The organism is Allobrachymonas sp. (assembly GCF_041912815.1).
Classification (GTDB): Bacteria; Pseudomonadota; Gammaproteobacteria; order Burkholderiales; family Burkholderiaceae_C; genus Brachymonas.
Genome location: NZ_JAYRLV010000012.1, coordinates 51,952 through 70,156 on the forward strand (window position 1 = coordinate 51,952; position 18,205 = coordinate 70,156).

The 18,205-nt window shown below is 64.8% G+C and carries 15 protein-coding genes and 1 riboswitch; of the genes, 8 read left to right on the forward strand and 7 right to left on the reverse strand.

Annotated features, from left to right (window positions below; genetic code table 11):
* Nucleotides 1-11 precede the first annotated feature (11 nt).
* Nucleotides 12-512, reverse strand: coding sequence for an acyl-CoA thioesterase (locus ACE3P9_RS09585; RefSeq protein ID WP_374493681.1), 501 nt, complete (start codon nucleotides 510-512; stop codon nucleotides 12-14).
* A 136-nt stretch (nucleotides 513-648) separates the two neighbouring features.
* Between ACE3P9_RS09585 and ACE3P9_RS09590 the strand changes: the two genes are divergently transcribed.
* From ACE3P9_RS09590 to ACE3P9_RS09605, 4 genes are all read left to right on the forward strand, one after another.
* The gene (locus ACE3P9_RS09590) at nucleotides 649-2,061 is read left to right on the forward strand and encodes a short-chain fatty acyl-CoA regulator family protein (protein ID WP_374493683.1); all 1,413 of its coding nucleotides are present in this window, start codon (nucleotides 649-651) and stop codon (nucleotides 2,059-2,061) included.
* A gap of 116 nt (nucleotides 2,062-2,177) precedes the next feature.
* Nucleotides 2,178-2,393, forward strand: a riboswitch (cobalamin riboswitch).
* Between the two features lie 179 nt (nucleotides 2,394-2,572).
* On the forward strand, nucleotides 2,573-5,041 hold the full coding sequence (locus ACE3P9_RS09595) for a ribonucleoside-diphosphate reductase subunit alpha (RefSeq protein WP_374493684.1): 2,469 nt from the start codon (nucleotides 2,573-2,575) through the stop codon (nucleotides 5,039-5,041).
* Nucleotides 5,042-5,058: 17 nt separating this feature from the next.
* Entirely contained in the window at nucleotides 5,059-6,156 is a 1,098-nt protein-coding gene (locus ACE3P9_RS09600; protein WP_374493686.1) for a ribonucleotide-diphosphate reductase subunit beta, read from the forward strand.
* A 48-nt stretch (nucleotides 6,157-6,204) separates the two neighbouring features.
* The gene (locus ACE3P9_RS09605; protein ID WP_374493688.1) at nucleotides 6,205-6,459 is read left to right on the forward strand and encodes a glutaredoxin domain-containing protein; all 255 of its coding nucleotides are present in this window, start codon (nucleotides 6,205-6,207) and stop codon (nucleotides 6,457-6,459) included.
* Nucleotides 6,460-6,507: 48 nt separating this feature from the next.
* On the opposite strand, the gene ACE3P9_RS09610 is transcribed toward ACE3P9_RS09605, so the two are convergent.
* The gene (locus ACE3P9_RS09610) at nucleotides 6,508-7,398 is read right to left on the reverse strand and encodes a LysR substrate-binding domain-containing protein (RefSeq protein WP_374493691.1); all 891 of its coding nucleotides are present in this window, start codon (nucleotides 7,396-7,398) and stop codon (nucleotides 6,508-6,510) included.
* 104 nt (nucleotides 7,399-7,502) lie between these two features.
* Between ACE3P9_RS09610 and metE the strand changes: the two genes are divergently transcribed.
* From metE to ACE3P9_RS09630, 4 genes are read left to right on the forward strand one after another with little or no spacing between them, the layout of a single operon-like run.
* Nucleotides 7,503-9,836, forward strand: coding sequence for a 5-methyltetrahydropteroyltriglutamate--homocysteine S-methyltransferase (metE, locus tag ACE3P9_RS09615; protein ID WP_374493693.1), 2,334 nt, complete (start codon nucleotides 7,503-7,505; stop codon nucleotides 9,834-9,836).
* Between the two features lie 16 nt (nucleotides 9,837-9,852).
* Nucleotides 9,853-10,836 carry a DUF1852 domain-containing protein gene (locus tag ACE3P9_RS09620; protein WP_374493695.1) on the forward strand — a complete coding sequence of 328 codons (984 nt, stop codon included), beginning with the start codon at nucleotides 9,853-9,855 and terminating at the stop codon, nucleotides 10,834-10,836.
* 46 nt (nucleotides 10,837-10,882) lie between these two features.
* Nucleotides 10,883-11,914 carry a methionine synthase gene (locus tag ACE3P9_RS09625; protein ID WP_374493696.1) on the forward strand — a complete coding sequence of 344 codons (1,032 nt, stop codon included), beginning with the start codon at nucleotides 10,883-10,885 and terminating at the stop codon, nucleotides 11,912-11,914.
* A 2-nt stretch (nucleotides 11,915-11,916) separates the two neighbouring features.
* A complete protein-coding gene (locus tag ACE3P9_RS09630; RefSeq protein ID WP_374493698.1) occupies nucleotides 11,917-12,477 on the forward strand; it encodes a flavin reductase family protein in 561 nt (186 codons plus the stop codon).
* Here the strand turns inward: ACE3P9_RS09630 and mmsB are convergent.
* Genes mmsB through ACE3P9_RS09655 form a run of 5 tightly spaced genes read right to left on the reverse strand, consistent with a single transcriptional unit; the run spans nucleotide 12,452 to nucleotide 17,998 of the window.
* Nucleotides 12,452-13,351 carry a 3-hydroxyisobutyrate dehydrogenase gene (gene mmsB, locus ACE3P9_RS09635; protein ID WP_374493700.1) on the reverse strand — a complete coding sequence of 300 codons (900 nt, stop codon included), beginning with the start codon at nucleotides 13,349-13,351 and terminating at the stop codon, nucleotides 12,452-12,454. The genes ACE3P9_RS09630 and mmsB overlap by 26 nt on opposite strands.
* Nucleotides 13,352-13,392: 41 nt before the next feature.
* Nucleotides 13,393-14,514, reverse strand: coding sequence for an enoyl-CoA hydratase/isomerase family protein (locus tag ACE3P9_RS09640; RefSeq protein WP_374493702.1), 1,122 nt, complete (start codon nucleotides 14,512-14,514; stop codon nucleotides 13,393-13,395).
* 5 nt (nucleotides 14,515-14,519) lie between these two features.
* Nucleotides 14,520-15,320 (reverse strand): enoyl-CoA hydratase, encoded by an 801-nt coding sequence (locus ACE3P9_RS09645; RefSeq protein ID WP_374493704.1) that lies wholly within the window; start codon nucleotides 15,318-15,320, stop codon nucleotides 14,520-14,522.
* Nucleotides 15,317-16,477, reverse strand: coding sequence for an acyl-CoA dehydrogenase family protein (locus tag ACE3P9_RS09650; protein WP_374493706.1), 1,161 nt, complete (start codon nucleotides 16,475-16,477; stop codon nucleotides 15,317-15,319). Before ACE3P9_RS09650 ends, ACE3P9_RS09645 begins: the two co-directional genes overlap by 4 nt.
* Nucleotides 16,478-16,492: 15 nt before the next feature.
* Nucleotides 16,493-17,998 carry a CoA-acylating methylmalonate-semialdehyde dehydrogenase gene (locus ACE3P9_RS09655; protein WP_374493707.1) on the reverse strand — a complete coding sequence of 502 codons (1,506 nt, stop codon included), beginning with the start codon at nucleotides 17,996-17,998 and terminating at the stop codon, nucleotides 16,493-16,495.
* Between the last annotated feature and the right edge of the window lie 207 nt (nucleotides 17,999-18,205).

Here is an 18,205-nt window from a genome sequence, read left to right on the forward strand (position 1 = left end):
AAGGCGGTGAATCAGCCGCGCGCAGCGGCCAGGGTCTGTTCGGTCAGTTGCTCGGGGTTCAGATGCGGTGCGCTGACGGCCACAGGGCGACCGTGTTCGTCCACCGTGACCATCTCGAAATCGCCACGCAGCACACCTTCTGCCCGGGTGCCGGGGGCTGTGTCGAAGTTCGCGCTGATGCGCGCGGTCATCGAGGTCTTGCCCACCCGCACGATCTGCGCATGGATCTTGAGAATGGCGCCCACAGGCACCGGGCGCAGGAACTCGATGCGTGTGGCGCCTGCCATCACCACGGCCTGGCGCGTGTATCGGGTCGCCGCCAGATAGGCGGCCTTGCCCAACAAAGCCAGACCGTTCGGGCCGAACAGGGTGCCGTAGTGGTTCGACTGTTCGGGTAGCACCAGCTCGGTCAGTGTGAGCTGATCAAGCCGGACCCCATCGGCGCCCGAAGGCGCGCTCGCAGCGATGTCCTGGTGCATCGGGTCGGCGTTCAGGTGCTGTGTCCACTTCATTCTATGTCCTTGTTTGATGGTTGAATATTTGCAATCTTCGCTTCGTGATAAGCTGCTGTACAGGACTGAAATAGCCAATGAATGCGAATGTTTTGGCTGTTTTTGCAAATATTGCGAATTTTCGAGAGCGACCTGAATGACACGCAAGACTTTCATGGGGGTGCGGCTTCGGCGGCTGCGTGCCGAACGTGGCATGTCGCAAATCGCGATGGCCCAAGCCCTGGGTCTCTCGCCCAGTTACTTGAACCAGTTGGAGCAGAATCAGCGTCCACTGACCGTGGCGGTGCTGCTCAAGATCAGCCGTGCCCTGGGCGTCGATGTTCAGGAGTTTTCCGAGGACCAGGAGGCCCGTCTGGTTGCGGCGCTGCAGGAGGCACTGGTGGATGCGCCGGAGCCGGTGACGCTGCCGGAACTGCGGGAGCTGGCCGTGCAGATGCCGGCCGTGGCCCGGGCACTGGTCAGACTGCATCAGAAGAACCTGGAAATCGCCGAGCGCGTCGAGACCATGGCCTTGCAGGTGGGCGACGACCGCTCGGAAATGGTCGTTCCCCGCGCCATGCCGTTCGAACTGGTGCGGGACTTCTTCTTTGCGCACCAGAACCACTTTGATGGACTGGACCGGGCGGCCGAAGCACTGGCAACCGAGGCCGGGGGGCGAGGGGCGCACCTGGTCGGCTGGCTGGTGCAGCGGCTCAAGCGTCAGCACGGCGTGCGTGTAGTGCATTCCGACGATGTGCAGGAGCTCAAGCGCCGCTACGACGCGGGCCGCAAGACCCTGTACCTGTCCGAGGCGCTTGAGCCCGGCCAGCAGGCCTTTCAGCTGGCCACGCAACTGGCCTTGATCGAGGCCGGCGACGCCCTCGATGCGCTGATCGCCGTGCCACCGTTCGACACCGACGCCGCCGCGCATCGGCTGGCGCGCATCGGCCTGGCCAACTACTTTGCGGGTGCGCTGGTATTGCCTTATGGTGAGTTTTTGCAGGCGGCCGAATCGATGCGCTACGACATCGACCTGCTGGGACAGCGCTTCGGCGTGGGTTTCGAGACTGTCTGCCACCGCCTGAGTACCCTGCAGCGCTTGGGGGCTCCTGGCGTCCCTTTCTTCTTCGTGCGGGTGGATCGCGCGGGCAACATCTCCAAGCGACAGTCGGCTACGCATTTCCACTTCAGCCGTACAGGCGGCACCTGTCCGCTGTGGAACGTCTACGAGGCCTTCGGCCAGCCCGACCGCATCCTGCCGCAGCTTGCCCGCATGCCCGACGGGCGCACCTACCTGTGGATTGCGCGTTCGGTCTCGCGCGGCCGGCACGGCTACGGCTCCCCGCGCAAGACTTTCTCCATCGGCCTGGGCTGCGACATTCGGCACGCGCCGCGACTGGTCTACGCCAAGGGTCTGGACCTGAGCGACCCCGACCTGGCCACGCCCATCGGCATGGGTTGCAAGGTGTGTGAACGCGAGCGCTGCCCGCAGCGGGCGTTCCCGTTCATCGGCAAGCCGCTGGACGTGGACGAGAACCGCAGCCGGTTTTCCCCCTACGGGGCGGAGTAAGGATGACCGCCTGTGTGTCTGCGCAGCGAGCCTGGAAGTGATTTTGTCTGCCCAGTTTGCTCTGGGTCAAAACACGCCGAAACACTATAGGTAGTGTCTGGTAGGTGCAAAAAACACTGTATATTGTGTTTGTCGGTATTTGCCCTGATAGGGTAAATCGCAAGAGGGAATCCGGTGCAAGTCCGGAACTGCCCCGCAGCGGTAAGCAGAAACGAAGCGCTCGAATGACACTGGGTCTTCATGGCCTGGGAAGTGGAGCGGAGTAGGTGGGCCTGAGAGTTCAGGACCGTGTCTGCGAAGTCCGAAGACCTGCCGACACACCTGGCGCCAATCCTCCGTAGAGCGATGGCCCCAGGTGCAAGTGAGTGCTTTCGCGGGAAGAGCACGCTGCAGACCGGGCGTTGTGTCCGGTTGCGAGCGTTCGTCGTGTGAGCCCACTGCATGGCCCTGTGCGAGGGAGCAGGTGTATCAGTCAGCGCTGCGGGAGTTTCCGGTCCTGGCAGCTGCGCACATGGGACACACGCTCATGCTGGAAACCATCATCAAGCGCGACGGCCACTCAGAGCCTTTCACGCCCTTCAAACTCAACCAGTGGGGCCAGTGGGCGGCCCAGACCCTGGGCGACGCGGTGGACTGGCCGTCGGCCGTGCTCGAAGCCGTCTCGGCCATGTCTACCACGGCCACGTCTCGTGAACTGCAGCAGCAGCTCATCCGCACCTGTCTGAACTTCGACTCCTGGTCTTACAACCGCATGGCCGGGCGCCTGTACGCCACGCTGATCCGCAAGGACCTTTACCGCAACGCCCGACCCACGGTGCTGGAGCTGCACCGCAAGCTGCAGCAACTGGGCCTGATGGAGGTGCTGGCGTACTCCGCGTCCGAGTACGCAGTGATCCAGGAGTGGATCGACCACGAGCGCGACTTCGAGTACGCGCACTACCAACTGCACACCCACCTGACCAAGTACGCCATCGCCGACCGGGTGCAGGGCCTGTACTACGAGTCTCCGCAGTTCATCTACATGCGCATGGCCATGGCGCTGGCGGTGGACCAGCCGCGCGAGCGCCGCATGCGCGATGTGCAGCGCTTCTACGAACACCTGTCCAAGAACCGCATCAACGCGCCCACGCCCAACCACGTCAACCTGGGCACACCGCTGCGCGGCTACGCCAGTTGCTGCCTGTACACCACGGGCGACAACGCACGCTCGATCGCCGTGGGCAACCACATTGCCAACACCATGACCTACATGAGCGCGGGCATTGGTGCGCACATGGGCACGCGCTCGGTCAACGACCCGGTGCGCGGCGGCGTGATCCGCCACCAGGGCAAGCTGCCGTACTTTCGCGCGCTGGTGGCCGAGGTCAAGTCCAACCTGCAGAACGGCCGTGGCGGCGCCTGCACCACCTATTTCCCGATCTTCGACCCCGAGGTGGACACGCTGCTGCGGCTGAAGAACCCCATGTCCACCGAGGACAAGAAGATCCGCGGTATGGACTATTCTTGGGGCGGCAACCGCTTCTTCGCGCGCAAGGTGGCGCGTAACGAAGACATCTTCCTGTTCAACTGCTTCACCGCGCCCGAGCTCTACGACGCCCTGTACAGCGGCGACGAGGCGCGTTTCGAAGCCCTCTATGAACGCCATGCGGCGGACGAGAACTTCCCCAAGACCTGGGTCAGCGCGCGCGAGCTGCTCATCACGGCCAGCAACGAGTGGAACGAGACCGGCCGTGTCTACGAGCACAACATCAGCGAGATGAACCGGCACACGCCGTTCAAGGACCGGATCTATTCGTCCAACCTGTGCGCCGAGATCGCCCTGCCGACCGAGGCCTACAACCACATCACCGAGCTGTACGCCGAGGACGACATCTCCAGCGTCGAGGTGCAGTTCATCGATGGCACGCGCCGCGAGATTCCGGGCAAGGCCCAGGTGCCCACCCAGCGTGGCCCGGTCTGGCCCACCGACCTCCAGCCGGGTGACGTGCTCGACGAGCAGCCCGTCGAAGCCATCGTGCGCCGCAGCTCGCCCGAGGTGGCCACCTGCAACCTGGCCGGCATCGTCGTCTCCAACATCGAGAGCGAGGAGCAGTACGCCGAGGTGGCCTACTACGCGCTGCTGATGATCGACAAGTGCATCCACCTGGCGCACTACGAGCTGCCGCAGGTGGGCGTGACCTCGCGCAAGCGCCTGAACGCGGGCGTGGGCATTCTCGGCCTGGCGCACCTGATGGCCAGGAACGGCAAGCGCTACACCGACCAGGCCGGCAAGCAGTTCCTGCACGACGTGGCGGAACGCCACTACTACCACCTGCTGCGCGCCAGCCTGAAGCTGGGCAAGGAACTGGGCAACGCCCCCTGGATGCACAAGACCCGCTGGCCCGAAGGCTGGCTGCCGCTCGACACCTGCAGCCCGCACGTGGACAAGATCGCGCCCTTCGGCCTGCGCTACGACTGGGAAGCCCTGCGCCGCGACATCGTGGCCAATGGTGGTATCCGCAATTCCGTGCTGGTGGCGCACATGCCCACCGAAACCTCGGCCAATGCCTCGGGCACCACCAACGGCCTGTACCCGGTGCGCGAGCTCACGCTGATCAAGACCGACAACCAGCGCGTGAACTACTGGGCCGCACCCGATGGCGACACCCTGGCCGACCAGTACCAGAGCGCCTGGGACATCCCGACCAAGGACATGACCGAGATGTACGCCATCATGCAGAAGTGGACCGACCAGGGCATCTCGGCCGACTTCTACCGCCGCGTGATCGGCGACGCGTCCATTGCATCGAGCGAGCTGATCGAGGACTACCTCTACCGCGTCAAGCTGGGCCTGAAGTCCAAGTACTACATGAACCAGAAGACATCCAACGGCATGCAGGCCGTGGCCGACCTGCCTCATGCCAGCGCCACCGAGCCGACGGCGTCCACGGCCGCTGATGCTGAGGACAGCGACAGCGAGTGCGAAGCCTGCACCCTCTGAGCCCCAGGAGCCCCACCATGCTTGAGACCGTCTTCAACTACGACAAGACCGACTACCAGAAGCCCCAACTGTTGCTCGGTCAGCGCCCGGGCCTGTTCGATACCGTCAACCGCCACTACCCCGAGATCTGGAAGATCTACAAGGCGCAGAAATCGCTGGACTGGGACGAGAACGAGTTCGACTACTCCTCGTGCAACGCCGACTTCAAGTCCTGTTCGCGTGCCACCTACGACATGATGATCAAGACCCTGGCCTGGCAGTGGGAGGCCGATTCAGTGACCTCCCGCGCCATCGCCCCGGTGCTGGCGCCCTTCATCACCTCCAGCGAACTGTGGGCGGCTTGGCAGCGCATTTCCGACAACGAGGTGGTGCACGCCGCGACCTACTCTGAGATCGTGCGCAACTCTTTCGACGACCCCAGCGTCATCTTGGGCGAAATCCTGCGCGTGCAGGAAGCGCACGAGCGGCTGGAGGAAGTGGGGCGCGCTTTCGGCGAAGGCTATTTGGCCTCGCACCGGTACGCCGTCGGCCTGTTGCCCAACGATCAAGACACCTACAACGCGGTGTTCATGACCATCGTCGCACTGCTGTGCATGGAGCGCATCCAGTTCATGGCGAGCTTCGCCGTGACCTTCGCCATCTGCGACACCGGACTGTTCCAGCCCATCGGCAAGGCGATCCAGAAGATCGCGCAGGACGAGCTGGAAATCCACGTCGAACTCGACCGCGCCGTGCTGAAAAACGAGCTTACCACCGAACGCGGCCAGGCCGCCTTTGCGCAATGCCGTGAGCGCATCGAAAAAATGATCGAGGAAGTCATCGAGAGCGAGCTGCGCTGGATCGACTACCTGTTCTCCGACGGCCGCGAACTCGTGGGCATGAACGCCGACCGCCTGGGTGCCTGGACGCTGTACTGCGCCAAGGATGTCTACCAGTTACTGGGCCTGAGCACCGAGCGCTACACGCTGCCCGCGCACAACCCGCTGAAGTTCATGGAGAAATGGCTCAACATCTCCAAGACCCAGGCCTCGCCGCAAGAACAGGACATTGCGGCCTACAAGGTCGGCGTGATGCGCCGCACCGATGCAAACCAGGTGTTCGACGTCGATTTCTGACGCCACCCCTTTCCATTCCACCCCATCCCTTCTGAAAGAACCCCTTCCATGCAAGTCATCATCTACGGCAAAGAGAACTGCGTCGAATGCAACAAGAGCAAGCTGCTGTGCCAGATGCAGTCCATCAGCTTCCAGTACCTCACCGTGGGTCAGGACATCAGCGTGGAAGAGCTGCAGGCCAAGGTAGGGCAGCCGGTGCGCAGCCTGCCGCAGACCTTCATCGAACGCGAGGGCGCCCAGGCCTACGTGGGCGGTTACGACGCCCTGCGCCGCGCACTGCAGGGCGCCACCGCAGCCGCCTGAGCGGTCTCGAACGCATGGCCGCGCCGTCGGGCCACGGCGCGCAGCTGCTCAGGCGCCCCTGGGCTGGGCGGCCAGGGCAATGAAGGCCTGCAGGTAGTCGATGTCCAGATCGGCTTCCCGCGCGCCCAGAAAAATCTGTTTGGCGATGCCTTTGGCCCCCAGGCGCACGGCGGCCACGCCGGTTTTTTGTGCGTATTCCTCGGCCAGCCAGCGGGGCAGGGCGGCCACACCGCGGCCGCTGGCCACCATCTGCACCATGATGTCGGTGGTCTCAATGGCCTTTTGGCGCCGGGGCGTGACGGCGGCGGGCATCAGGAACTGGGTGTAGATGTCCAGCCGCTCGATGCTCACCGGGTAGGTGATCAGCGTCTCGCTCGCCAGTTGCGCGGGCTTGACGAAAGCCTGCTGCGCCAGCGGGTGCCCGGCACCCACCAGCAGCACCTGCTCGTAGTCGAACACCGGCTCGAAATGCAGACCGGGCTTGAGCAGCGGGTCGGGCGTGACCAGCAGATCGATCTCGTAGCCGAACAGGGCGCCGATGCCGCCGAACTGGAATTTCTGCTTCACGTCCACGTCCACGTCGGGCCAGGCCGCCAGGTAGGGCGAGACGATCTTGAGCAGCCACTGGTAGCAGGGGTGGCATTCCATGCCGATGCGCAGCGTGCCGCGCTCGCCGCGTGCGAACTGCCGCAGGCGTTCCTCGGCCAGATCCAGCTGGGGCAGCACACGGCCCGCCACCGCCAGCAGGTACTGGCCCGCCTGCGTCAGGCGCAGGCTGCGGCCTTCGCGCAGCCAGATGTCGGTGCCCAGCTGCTGCTCCAGCTTCTTCATGCTGTGGCTCAGCGCCGACTGCGTGACGTGCAGCACCTCGGCTGCGGCGGTCAGCGAGCCTTGTTTCTCGACCTCCTGGACGATGGACAGGTGGATGCGTTCGAGCATTTAATTATGAACAGAGTTCATGGATATCTGAGAAATTACCATTTTACTTCACGGGTTGCCATCCCTACCATGAAGGACTTTCTGACATATACAAGGTTCGAATCATGGTCACCACCCACAACCTGGGCTTTCCCCGCATCGGCGCCCAACGCGAACTGAAGTTCGCCCTGGAGTCGTACTGGAAGGGCGAGTCCAGCCGCGACGCGCTCAAGGCCCTGGGCGCCCATCTGCGCCGGCGAAATTGGCAGGCTCAATCCGTGCTGGACCTGGTGCCGGTGGGCGACTTCTCGTTCTACGACCAGGTACTGGACACCAGCTTCCTGCTGGGCAATCTGCCCGAGCGGGTGCAAGGCTTTCACGGCGACGTGCTGGACAACGTCTTTCGCGTGGCCCGCGGGCGCTCGGCGCCCGCTGTCGATGACGAGCGCTCGGCCAAAGTGTCGGAAGACAAGGGCTGCTGCGGCGGCCACCACGGTGAAGTGGCCGCCGGCGAGATGACCAAGTGGTTCGACACCAACTACCACTACATCGTCCCCGAATTCAAGGCCGGCACCCGCTTCAAGCTGGACGCCTCGCGCCTGCTGGAAGAACTTGCCGAGGCCCAGGCGCAAGGCGTGAAGGCCAAGCCTGTCATCGTCGGCCCCATCACCTACCTGGCGATCGGCAAGGCCAAGGACGACTCCAACAAACTCGCCCTGCTGGACCGCCTGCTGCCGGTCTACACCGAGCTGCTCAACACCTTGGCCGACCAGGGCGTGGAGTGGGTGCAGATCGACGAACCCATCCTGGTGACCGAGCTGGACGAAGATTGGCGCCACGCCTTCAACACCGCCTACCACCAGCTCAAGGCCTGCCGCGTCAAGATTCTGCTGGCCGCCTACTTCGGCCAGCTGCAGGACAACGCCTACCTGGCCGCCAACCTGCCGGTGGCGGGCCTGCACATCGACGCCGTCAACGACCGCGACGGTGTGCTGCCGCTGATTAACCTGCTGACCGGCACCAAGGTGCTGTCGCTGGGCGTGATCAACGGCCGCAACATTTGGAAGACCGACTTGAACGCCGTGCTCGACTGGCTCGAACCTATTGCCCAGCGCCTGGGTGAACGGCTGTGGATCGCACCGTCCTGCTCGCTGCTGCACGTGCCGGTGGATCTGAACAGCGAAGTCAAGTTAGACGCCGAGATCAAGTCCTGGCTGGCCTTTGCGCTGCAAAAACTCGATGAACTGCAGGTGCTGGCCCTGGCATTGCGTTGCGGGCGTGACGCGGCGAAGGCCGAGCTGGACGCCAACCGGGCCGCGCTGACGGCCCGCCGGCACTCGCCGCGCGTGAACAACCCGGCGGTGCAGGCAGCAGTGGCCAAGATCGACGCGAATCTGGGCCGCCGTGAAAGCACCTACGCCGTGCGCGCCGCAAAACAGGCCGCGCTGCTGAAGCTGCCGCTGTTCCCCACCACCACCATCGGCTCCTTCCCGCAGACCGCCGAGATCCGCCACGCCCGCAGCGAGTACAAGGCGGGCCGGCTGGGCGAAGCGGGCTACCAGGCCGCGATGAAGGCCGAGATCGAACGCAGCGTGCGTGAGCAGGAAAAGCTGGGCCTGGACGTGCTGGTGCACGGCGAGGCCGAGCGCAACGACATGGTCGAATACTTCGGCGAACAGCTCGACGGCTACGCCTTCAGCCAGTTCGGCTGGGTGCAGAGCTACGGCTCGCGCTGCGTGAAGCCGCCGATCCTGTTCGGCGACATCAGCCGCCCGAAGGCCATGACGGTGAACTGGATCAGCTACGCCCAGTCGCTGACCGACAAGCCCATGAAGGGCATGCTCACCGGTCCGGTCACCATCCTGAACTGGTCCTTCGTGCGCGACGACCAGCCGCGCTCGGTCAGCTGCCAGCAGCTGGCTCTGGCGATCCGGCAAGAGGTATTGGACCTGGAAAAGGCCGGCGTGAAGGTGATCCAGATCGACGAAGCAGCGCTGCGCGAAGGCCTGCCGCTGCGCAAGTCGCAATGGCAGGACTACCTGGACTGGGCAGTGGAGAGTTTCCGCATCTGCGCCAACGGCGTGCGCGACGAGACCCAGATCCACACCCACATGTGCTACTCGGAGTTCAACGACATCATCGCGTCCATCGCCGACATGGATGCGGATGTGATCACCATCGAAACCAGCCGTTCGGACATGGAGCTGCTGGATGCCTTCGAGCACTTCCAGTACCCCAACGAAATCGGCCCTGGCGTCTACGACATCCACTCGCCCAACATTCCGACCGAGCAGCACATGGTGGACCTGATGCGCAAGGCCGCCGAGCGCATCCCCGTGCGCCGCCTGTGGGTCAACCCCGACTGCGGTCTGAAAACCCGCCAGTGGGCCGAGGTGCTGCCGTCATTGGAACGCATGGTTTCAGCCGCCAAAACCCTGCGTGTCTGCAACTTTGCCTGAATGAGTCAGCGAGACCATGAGCCAGCCATTTGAATTCACCGTCAAGCGCATCCGTTTCGATGAGAACTACCAGCCATCGGACAGCACGCGCATCACCACCAACTTTGCCAACCTGGCCCGGGGCCCCAAGCGCCAGGAGAATCTGCGCAATGCCCTGCGCATGATCGATCAGCGCTTCAACGCCCTGGCGCACTGGGACAACCCCAAGGCCGACCGCTATTCGGTGCAGCTCGACATCGTGACCGTCGAGATGCGCATGGCCGGCGGTCACAGCCAAACGCCGTTCCCGGCGATTGAAATCCTGAAAACGGCCATCGTCGATCACCAGACCGGTCAGCGCATCGATGGTCTGGTGGGCAATAACTTCTCCTCCTACGTTCGGGACTATGACTTCAGCGTGCTGCTGCAGCAGCACAACCAGAAACGGGCGGGTTTCAGCGTGCCTGAGCGCTTTGGCGACCTGCACGGCACGCTGTTCCAGCACTTCGTCACGTCGGAGGTGTACCGGCAGCATTTCAGAAAGCCGCCGGTCATCTGCCTGAGCGTGTCGGAGAACAAGACCTACCAGCGCACGGGCAACCAGCACCCGGTCCTGGGCTTTGAATACCTGCCCGATGAGCCTTCGCTGACCGAGGTCTATTTCAGGAAGATGGGCATGCAGGTGCGCTACTTCATGCCGCCCCACAGCAATGCGCCGCTGGCGTTCTACTTCTTTGGCGATCTGCTCAACGACTACTCCAACCTGGAGCTCATCGGCACCATCAGCACGATGGAGACCTTCCAGCGCATCTACCGGCCCGAGATCTACAACACCAACGCCAGCGCCGGGGCCTGCTACCGACCGAGCCTGAAGAACCAGGACCATTCGGTGACGCACATCGTGTACGACCGTGAAGAGCGCAGCCGGCTGGCCGTCGAGCAGGGCAGGTTCGCCGAAGAGCATTTCATCAAGCCCTACCAGGCCGTGCTTCAGCGCTGGTTGGCCGACCAGGTCCATTGACACGCAACCTCAACACGCAACCCCAATACGCCACACGCAAGCCAACATGAACAAACTTCTGCCCACATCCACCGCCGGCAGCCTGCCCAAGCCTTCGTGGCTGGCCGAACCCGAGAAACTCTGGTCGCCATGGAAACTGCAGGATGCCGAACTGGCCGATGGCAAGCGCGATGCTTTGTGCCTGTCGCTGCAAGAACAGCAGCACGCCGGCATCGACATCGTCAGCGACGGTGAACAAACACGCCAGCACTTCGTCACCACCTTCATCGAGCACCTCGACGGTGTCGATTTCGCCAGGCGCGAGACCGTGCGCATCCGCAACCGCTACGACGCCAGCGTGCCGACCGTGGTGGGCCCCGTTTCGCGCCAGAAGCCCGTCTTCGTCGAGGACGCCAAGTTCCTGCGCCAGCAGACCCGCCAGCCCATCAAGTGGGCCCTGCCGGGCCCCATGACGATGATCGACACGCTGTACGACGCGCACTACAAAAGCCGAGAGAAACTGGCCTGGGAATTCGCCAAGATCCTCAACCAGGAGGCCCGGGAGCTGGAGGCCGTGGGCGTGGACATCATCCAGTTCGACGAGCCCGCCTTCAACGTGTTCTTTGACGAGGTCAACGACTGGGGCATCGCCACGCTGGAGAAGGCCATTGAAGGGCTTCAGTGCGAAACCGCCGTGCACATCTGTTATGGCTATGGCATCAAGGCCAACACCGACTGGAAGCAAACCCTGGGTTCGCAGTGGCGGCAGTACGAGGAGACCTTCCCCAAGCTGCAAAAGTCCAGTATCGACATCGTCTCGCTGGAGTGCCACCACTCGCGCGTGCCCATGGAGCTGATCGAACTGATTCGGGGCAAGAAGGTCATGGTGGGGGCCATTGACGTGGCCACCAACACCGTTGAAACCCCTGGAGAAGTGGCCGACACGCTGAGAAAGGCGCTGCAGTATGTCGATGCGGACAAGCTGTACGCGTGCACCAACTGCGGCATGGCCCCTTTGTCTCGCCTGGTCGCCCGCGACAAACTCAGGGCCCTGAGCGCTGGCGCAGAGATCGTCCGCAACGAACTTGCTGCCGGATGAGGGTGCCTGCCAACACCGAGGCCATCCACACCACGGCCATAAACTCCCAGCGCTTTCGACAGGCGCTGGGGCATTTCGCCTCGGGCATCATGGTCATCACCTCACAGCTCGAGGGTGAGCCCATCGGCTTCACCTGCAGTGCCTTCTACAGCGTGTCGATGAACCCACCGCTGGTGTCCTTCAGCGTCAAGTCCAGCTCGTACAGCTACCCGCTGATCCGCCAGGCCGGCCGTTTTGCGGTCAACATCCTGTCCGCCGACCAGGCGGATGTGTCCAGGCTGTTTGCGCAGCAAGGTGCGGACAAATGGAGCGCCGTCAAGTGGCAGGCCTCGTCACTGGGCAACCCGGTCATCGCTGACTGCCTGCTCTGGCTCGATTGTGCGATTCACGCCGAGCATGCCGCAGGCGACCACCTGATCGTGATCGGCGAAGTCAAGGCGCTGGGGTCCTCAGGTTCAGGCGCCGCTGCACAGCCCTTGCTGTACTTTCAAGGGCGGTATGGCCAGCTCACCCCACTGGCCGTCTGTCACGAAGAGATCATGCCTTGTCGTTCAACAGCTTGACCACGCTCGAAAAATCCAGCCCGCCGCGTCCGGCCTGCTTGTTCATGGCGTAGAGGTTGCGGGCCAGCTCGCCCAGCGGGATGGTGGCGCCGATGCCCATGGCGGCTTCGACCGCCAGTCCCATGTCCTTGAGCATGAGGTCGTTGCCGAAGCCGCCACTGTAGCCGCGCGAGGCGGGCGCGTTCTCCAGCACGCCGGGCCAGGGGTTGCAGACCTCGGTGGCCCAACTGCGGCTGGTGCTCACAGCCATCATCTGCGATAGGGCCTTGGGGTCCAGGCCGTGGGCCACGCCCAGGGCAATGGCCTCGCCCGTCACGGCCATGATCACGCCCAGGGCCATGTTGTTGCACAGCTTGGCCACCTGGCCGGCACCGGCGTCGCCCATGTGGAAGATGTTCTTGCCCATGGCCTGCAGCACGGGGCGAGCGCGTTCCAGCGCCGCTGCTTCACCGCCGACGATGAAGGTCAGCGTGCCAGCCGTTGCGCCGGCCACGCCGCCGGAAACCGGCGCATCGATCATCGAGGTACCGCAGGCCTGCGCCGCCGCTGCCACCTTCTGGGCCGAGGCGGGCGCGATGGTGCTGCAGTCGATGACCAGAGCACCCGGTGCCAGTTGGGACATCACACCCATTTCACCGAGGTAGAGCGCTTCCACATGTCGGCTGGCTGGCAGCATTGAGATCACCACTTGCGCGTCGTCGATCGCGGCCATGGCCGAGGTTGCTGTTTCCAGCCCTTGCTCCCGTGCCTTTTCCAGCGCAACAGTGCTCAGATCGAAGGAACAGACGGTGTAGCCCGCCTTGTGCAGGTTGACGGCCATGGGGCCGCCCATGTTGCCCAGGCCGATGAAGGCGATGCGGGGAAGTGTGGACATGGAAGTCTCCTCGATGGGGGGAAGTCGTCGGTTGGGTCGGTTCAGTTCAGGTCGGCCAGCGGGTGCGGGCCTTCGAAGCGCGGGCGCAGGTGCTCCTCGATCCAGGCGGGCGTGACCTCGGCCAGGGTGACGGGCGTCCAGCGCGGGGCCTTGTCCTTGTCCACCAGCAGGGCGCGCACGCCTTCGGCGAAGTCGGGCTGGGCGCAGCAGCCGACCGAGGCCTGTAGTTCGAGCCGGAAGGCGTCTGCCAGCGACAGGTGCCTGGCCCGGCGCTGCATCTCCAGCCCCAGCACGGCCGAGGTGGGCGAGCCTTTGGCGAAGGTGGCACTGGCCTGGGCCAGCCAGGGGTCGGCGTCTTGCGCCAGCGCGGCCAAGCGCGGCGCGATGCCGTCCAGCCCGTCGTGGCCGATGGCGGAGTTGATGCGGTCGAAGTGGGTGCGCAGCGGGGAGGCGGGCGGCTGGGTGCCGGTACCCAGCCGTTCGAGCAGGTGGCTCAGTTGTGCCGCGTCGCCAGCCTGTTCGCCGCGCCAGGACGCCGCCGCGATGCCGGCCAGCAGGCCGGCGTGCGCCTCGTGCGGGCACAGGAAGTCGGCCAGGCTGGCGAACAGCGCATCCGCTGCGTTGAGGTGCGCGCCGGTCAGGGCCAGGAAGGCCCCGGTCTTGCCGGGCAGGCGCGCGAGCAGCCAGCTGCCACCCACGTCGGGGTAGAGGCCGATGCTGATTTCGGGCATGGCCAGGCGCGAGCGCGGCGTGACCACCCGGTGCGAGGCACCGGCCATGAGCCCGATGCCGCCACCCATGACGAAGCCGTGCCCCCAGCACACGATGGGCTTGGGGTAGGTGTGGATGGTGTGGTCGAGCCGGTACTCGCGCTCGAAGAAGGCACTTGCCTCGGGCGGCACCAGGCCCGGCGGCAGGGCGCGGATGGCCTGGCACAGGCCGACCACATCGCCACCGGCGCAGAAGGCCTTGTCACCGGCGGCGTCGAGCAGCACGCCAGCGATGGACGTGTCTTGCGCCCAGGCCTGCAGTTGCGGGTGGAGCAGGTCCACCATGGGCAGCGACAGCGCGTTCAGGCTGGCTGGCGCGTTCAACGTGGCGCGGCCGAAGTGGTGGCCGCTGGCTGTGGAGATGGTGTCGAAGAGCACGGCGGCTTCGGTCATGCGGCTCACCCGTTCTTCCACTGCGGCGCCCGCTTTTCCAGAAAGGCCGACACACCTTCGCTGCGGTCGGCGGTGTCGAACAGATCGATGAAGGCTTCGCGCTCGGCCACCAGGGTCTGCTGCGGCGAGCCGTGTCGCGCGCCCTGAATGAGCCGCTTGCAGGCGCGCACGGCGCTGGGGCTTTGCTGGGCCACTTTCGCGGCCAGGGCCAGGGCGCGTTCGAGCGCCTGGCCTTTGCCAACCACCTCATCGACCAGGCCGATGCGCAGCGCGATGGCGGCGTCGGCGCGGTCGCCCAGCAGCACCAGGCGTTTGGCCCAGGCCTCGCCCACGTTCCAGGCCAGCCACTGGGTGCCGCCCGCGCAGGGCAGCAGGCCGACCGAGGCTTCGGGCAGCGCCATGACGGCGTGCTCTTCGGCCACACGCAGGTCGCAGGCCAGCGCGCATTCGAGCCCGCCGCCCATGGCGTAGCCGTTGATGGCGGCGATGCTCACGCCGTGGAAGGCGGCCAGTGTTTCAAACGCCTCGCCAAAGCGGCGCGCCATCGTGGCGGCGGTGGCCTTGTCGGTGCCGGTGGCGGTGGGGGCGAAGAGTTTGAGGTCGGCGCCCGCGCTGAAGAACTTCTCGCCAGCGCCGGTGATGACCAGGGCATAGACGTCGCGGTCGGCTTCCAGGTCCTTGACCAGCCGGGTCAGTGCGGCCAGGCTGTGGTCCGTCCAGGTGTGGGCGGGCGGGTTGTTCAGGGTCACGATGGCGGTGTGGCCGCGCTTTTCAAGCGACAGCCCCGCATAGGTGGGTTCAGTCATCGAATGGTCTCCGTGGCGTGGTCTTGCAACATGCGGCGGGCGACGATCACCCGCATGATTTCGTTGGTGCCTTCGAGGATCTGGTGCACGCGCGCGTCGCGCAGCAGCCGCTCCAGCGGGTATTCGCGGATATAGCCGTAGCCGCCGTGGATCTGCAGCGCCTGGTTGCAGACCTCGAAGCCGATGTCGGTGGCCAGGCGCTTGGCCATGGCGCAGTAGGTGGCGGCGTCGGGGTGCCGGTGGTCCAGCCGGCTGGCGGCTAGCCGCACCATCTGGCGCGCGGCCACCAGCTCGGTGGCCATGTCGGCCAACTTGAACTGCAGCGCCTGAAAGTCGGCCAGCGGTTTGCCGAACTGGCGCCGCTCGTGCATGTAGCGCTGTGCGGCGGTCAGCGCCCCCTGGGCCGCGCCGACGGAGCAGGTGGCGATGTTGATGCGCCCGCCGTCCAGCCCCTTCATGGCGATCTTGAAGCCTTCGCCTTCCTGGCCCAGCAGATGCGAAACGGGCACGCGCACGTGGTCGAAGCTGATGGTGCGTGTGGGCTGGCTGTTCCAGCCCATCTTCTCTTCCTTCTTGCCGTAGTGGATGCCCGGGCTGTCGGCGCCCACCAGCAGGGCCGAGATGCCGGCCGCGCCGGGCCCGCCGGTCCGGCACATCACCACCAGCGCGTCGGTGCTGCCGGCGCCCGAGATGAAGGCCTTGCTGCCACTGAGCACATAGCTGTCACCGTCGCGCCGGGCCGTGGTCTTGAGCGAGGCCGCGTCTGAGCCGGCGCCCGGCTCGGTCAGGCAGTAGGACGCGAGGCCCTGTCCACTGGCCAGCATGGGGCCCCAGCGGCTGGCCACGTCCTGGCGGGCAAAAGCCGTGACCATCCAGGTGGCCATGTTGTGGATGGTGATGAAGGCCGCCGTCGAGGGACAGGCGGCGGCCAGTTCCTCGAACACCACGGTGGCGTCCAGGCGCGAGAGCCCCAGACCCCCGTAGGCGCTGTCGGCGTACAGGCCGCAGAAGCCCAGTGCACCGGCCTGCGCGATCACGTCCTTCGGGAAATGCCCCCGGGCGTCCCATTCGGCCGCGCGCGGGGCGAGTTCGTTCGTGGCGAAGTTGCGCGCAGCCTGCTGGAACGCGGACTGTTCCTCGTTCAGCTCGAAGTTCATGGCGGACCCGGGTGGTCAGCGCAGGCTGATGGTGGTGTTCACACCGGTCGAGACGTCGTCCTCGAACCAGCGCGCGGTCACGGTCTTCGTCTGGGTATAGAAAGTCACCACCTGCTTGCCGTAGGGGCCCAGGTCACCGAGCTTGGACGCACGCGAGCCGGTGAACGAGAACATCGGCACGGGTACCGGGATGGGTACATTCACGCCCACCTGGCCGACGTCGATCTCTTCCTCGAATTTGCGCGCGGCAGCGCCCGACTGCGTGAAGATGGCCGTGCCGTTGCCGTTGGGGTTGGCATTGATCAGGGCGATGGCCTCGTCAAGAGTGGCCGCTGCCACCAGGCAGAGCACCGGGCCGAAGATTTCCTGTTCGTAGACCGCCATGCCGGGCCTGACACCCGAAAAGATGGTGGGTGCCACGAAGTTGCCTTCGCGGAGGGCCCCGGGCAGTTCGGGCAGACGGCCGTCGAGTTCCAGCGTGGCGCCTTCTTCCACACCACGGGCGATGAGGCCTTCGATGCGTTCTTTGGCTGCACACGAAATCACCGGGCCCAGGTCGGGGTTGTCGCAGCCATTGCCGATCCGCAGGCCTTTGGCTTTGGTCACCAGTTCGGCAGTCCACTGCTGGGCCTCACCCACCAGCACCACCACCGAGGTGGCCATGCAGCGTTGGCCGGCTGCGCCGAAGCCGGCGCCGACCAGGGCGTTGAGCGTCTGCTCTTTGTGCGCGTCAGGCAGGACGATGGCGTGGTTCTTCGCGCCCATCATGCACTGCACGCGCTTGCCGGCCAGCGAGGCGCGGTTGTAGACATGCGTGCCGACCCTGGTCGAGCCGACGAAAGAGATGGCCTTGATGTCCGGGTGGTCGCAGATCGCGTCCACCACCTCGGCCGCACCGTGCACGACGTTGAGCACACCTTTGGGAATGCCCGCTTCGTGGGCCAGCTTCACCAGCGCCATGGTGACCATGGGGTCCTGCTCGGAGGGCTTGAGCACGAAGGTATTGCCGCAGGCGATGGCCATCGGAAACATCCACAGCGGGATCATGGCCGGGAAGTTGAACGGCGTGATGCCGGCGCACACCCCCAGTGGCTGCAGGCGTGTGTAGGTGTCCACGCCGCCGGCCACGTTCATGGCAAGTTCGCCCAATTGCAGGTTGCCGATGGCTGCGGCGTGTTCCACCACCTCCAGACCTCGGAAGACATCGCCCTCGGCGTCGGCCAGGGTCTTACCCTGTTCGGCCGTGAGCGTGGCGGCGAGCGACTTCATGTTCTCGCGGATCAACTGCTGGTACTTCAGGAAGATGCGCGCGCGGGTGCCGATGGGCGTCTTGCGCCAGGTCTTGAACGCTTCGGTGGCAGCGGCCACGGCAACGTGGACCTCGTCGGGCGTGGCCAGCGGCACGCGGGCCAGCACCTCCTGTGTGGCCGGATTGACCACGTTGCGCCACTGTGTGGTGCGGGACTGGACGAACTCGCCGTTGATGAACAGCGGAACCTGGGGAATGGGGGAAGTGGACATCGTGTCTCCTGAAAGAATGGCCGCTCGACGGCTGGTGAAATTTCACAGAGAATCTATCCACCAATTTCACAAACGACAATAAGTTTTTGATGGGCGGTCTCCAATCCGAAGTGCAACACTGTGATGGAACTGCAGTGACTTCGATCAGTGGATGGTAGCGGTCTTGGCCTGTTGGATGTCCCGCATGAACTGCCTGAAGGTCTGGTA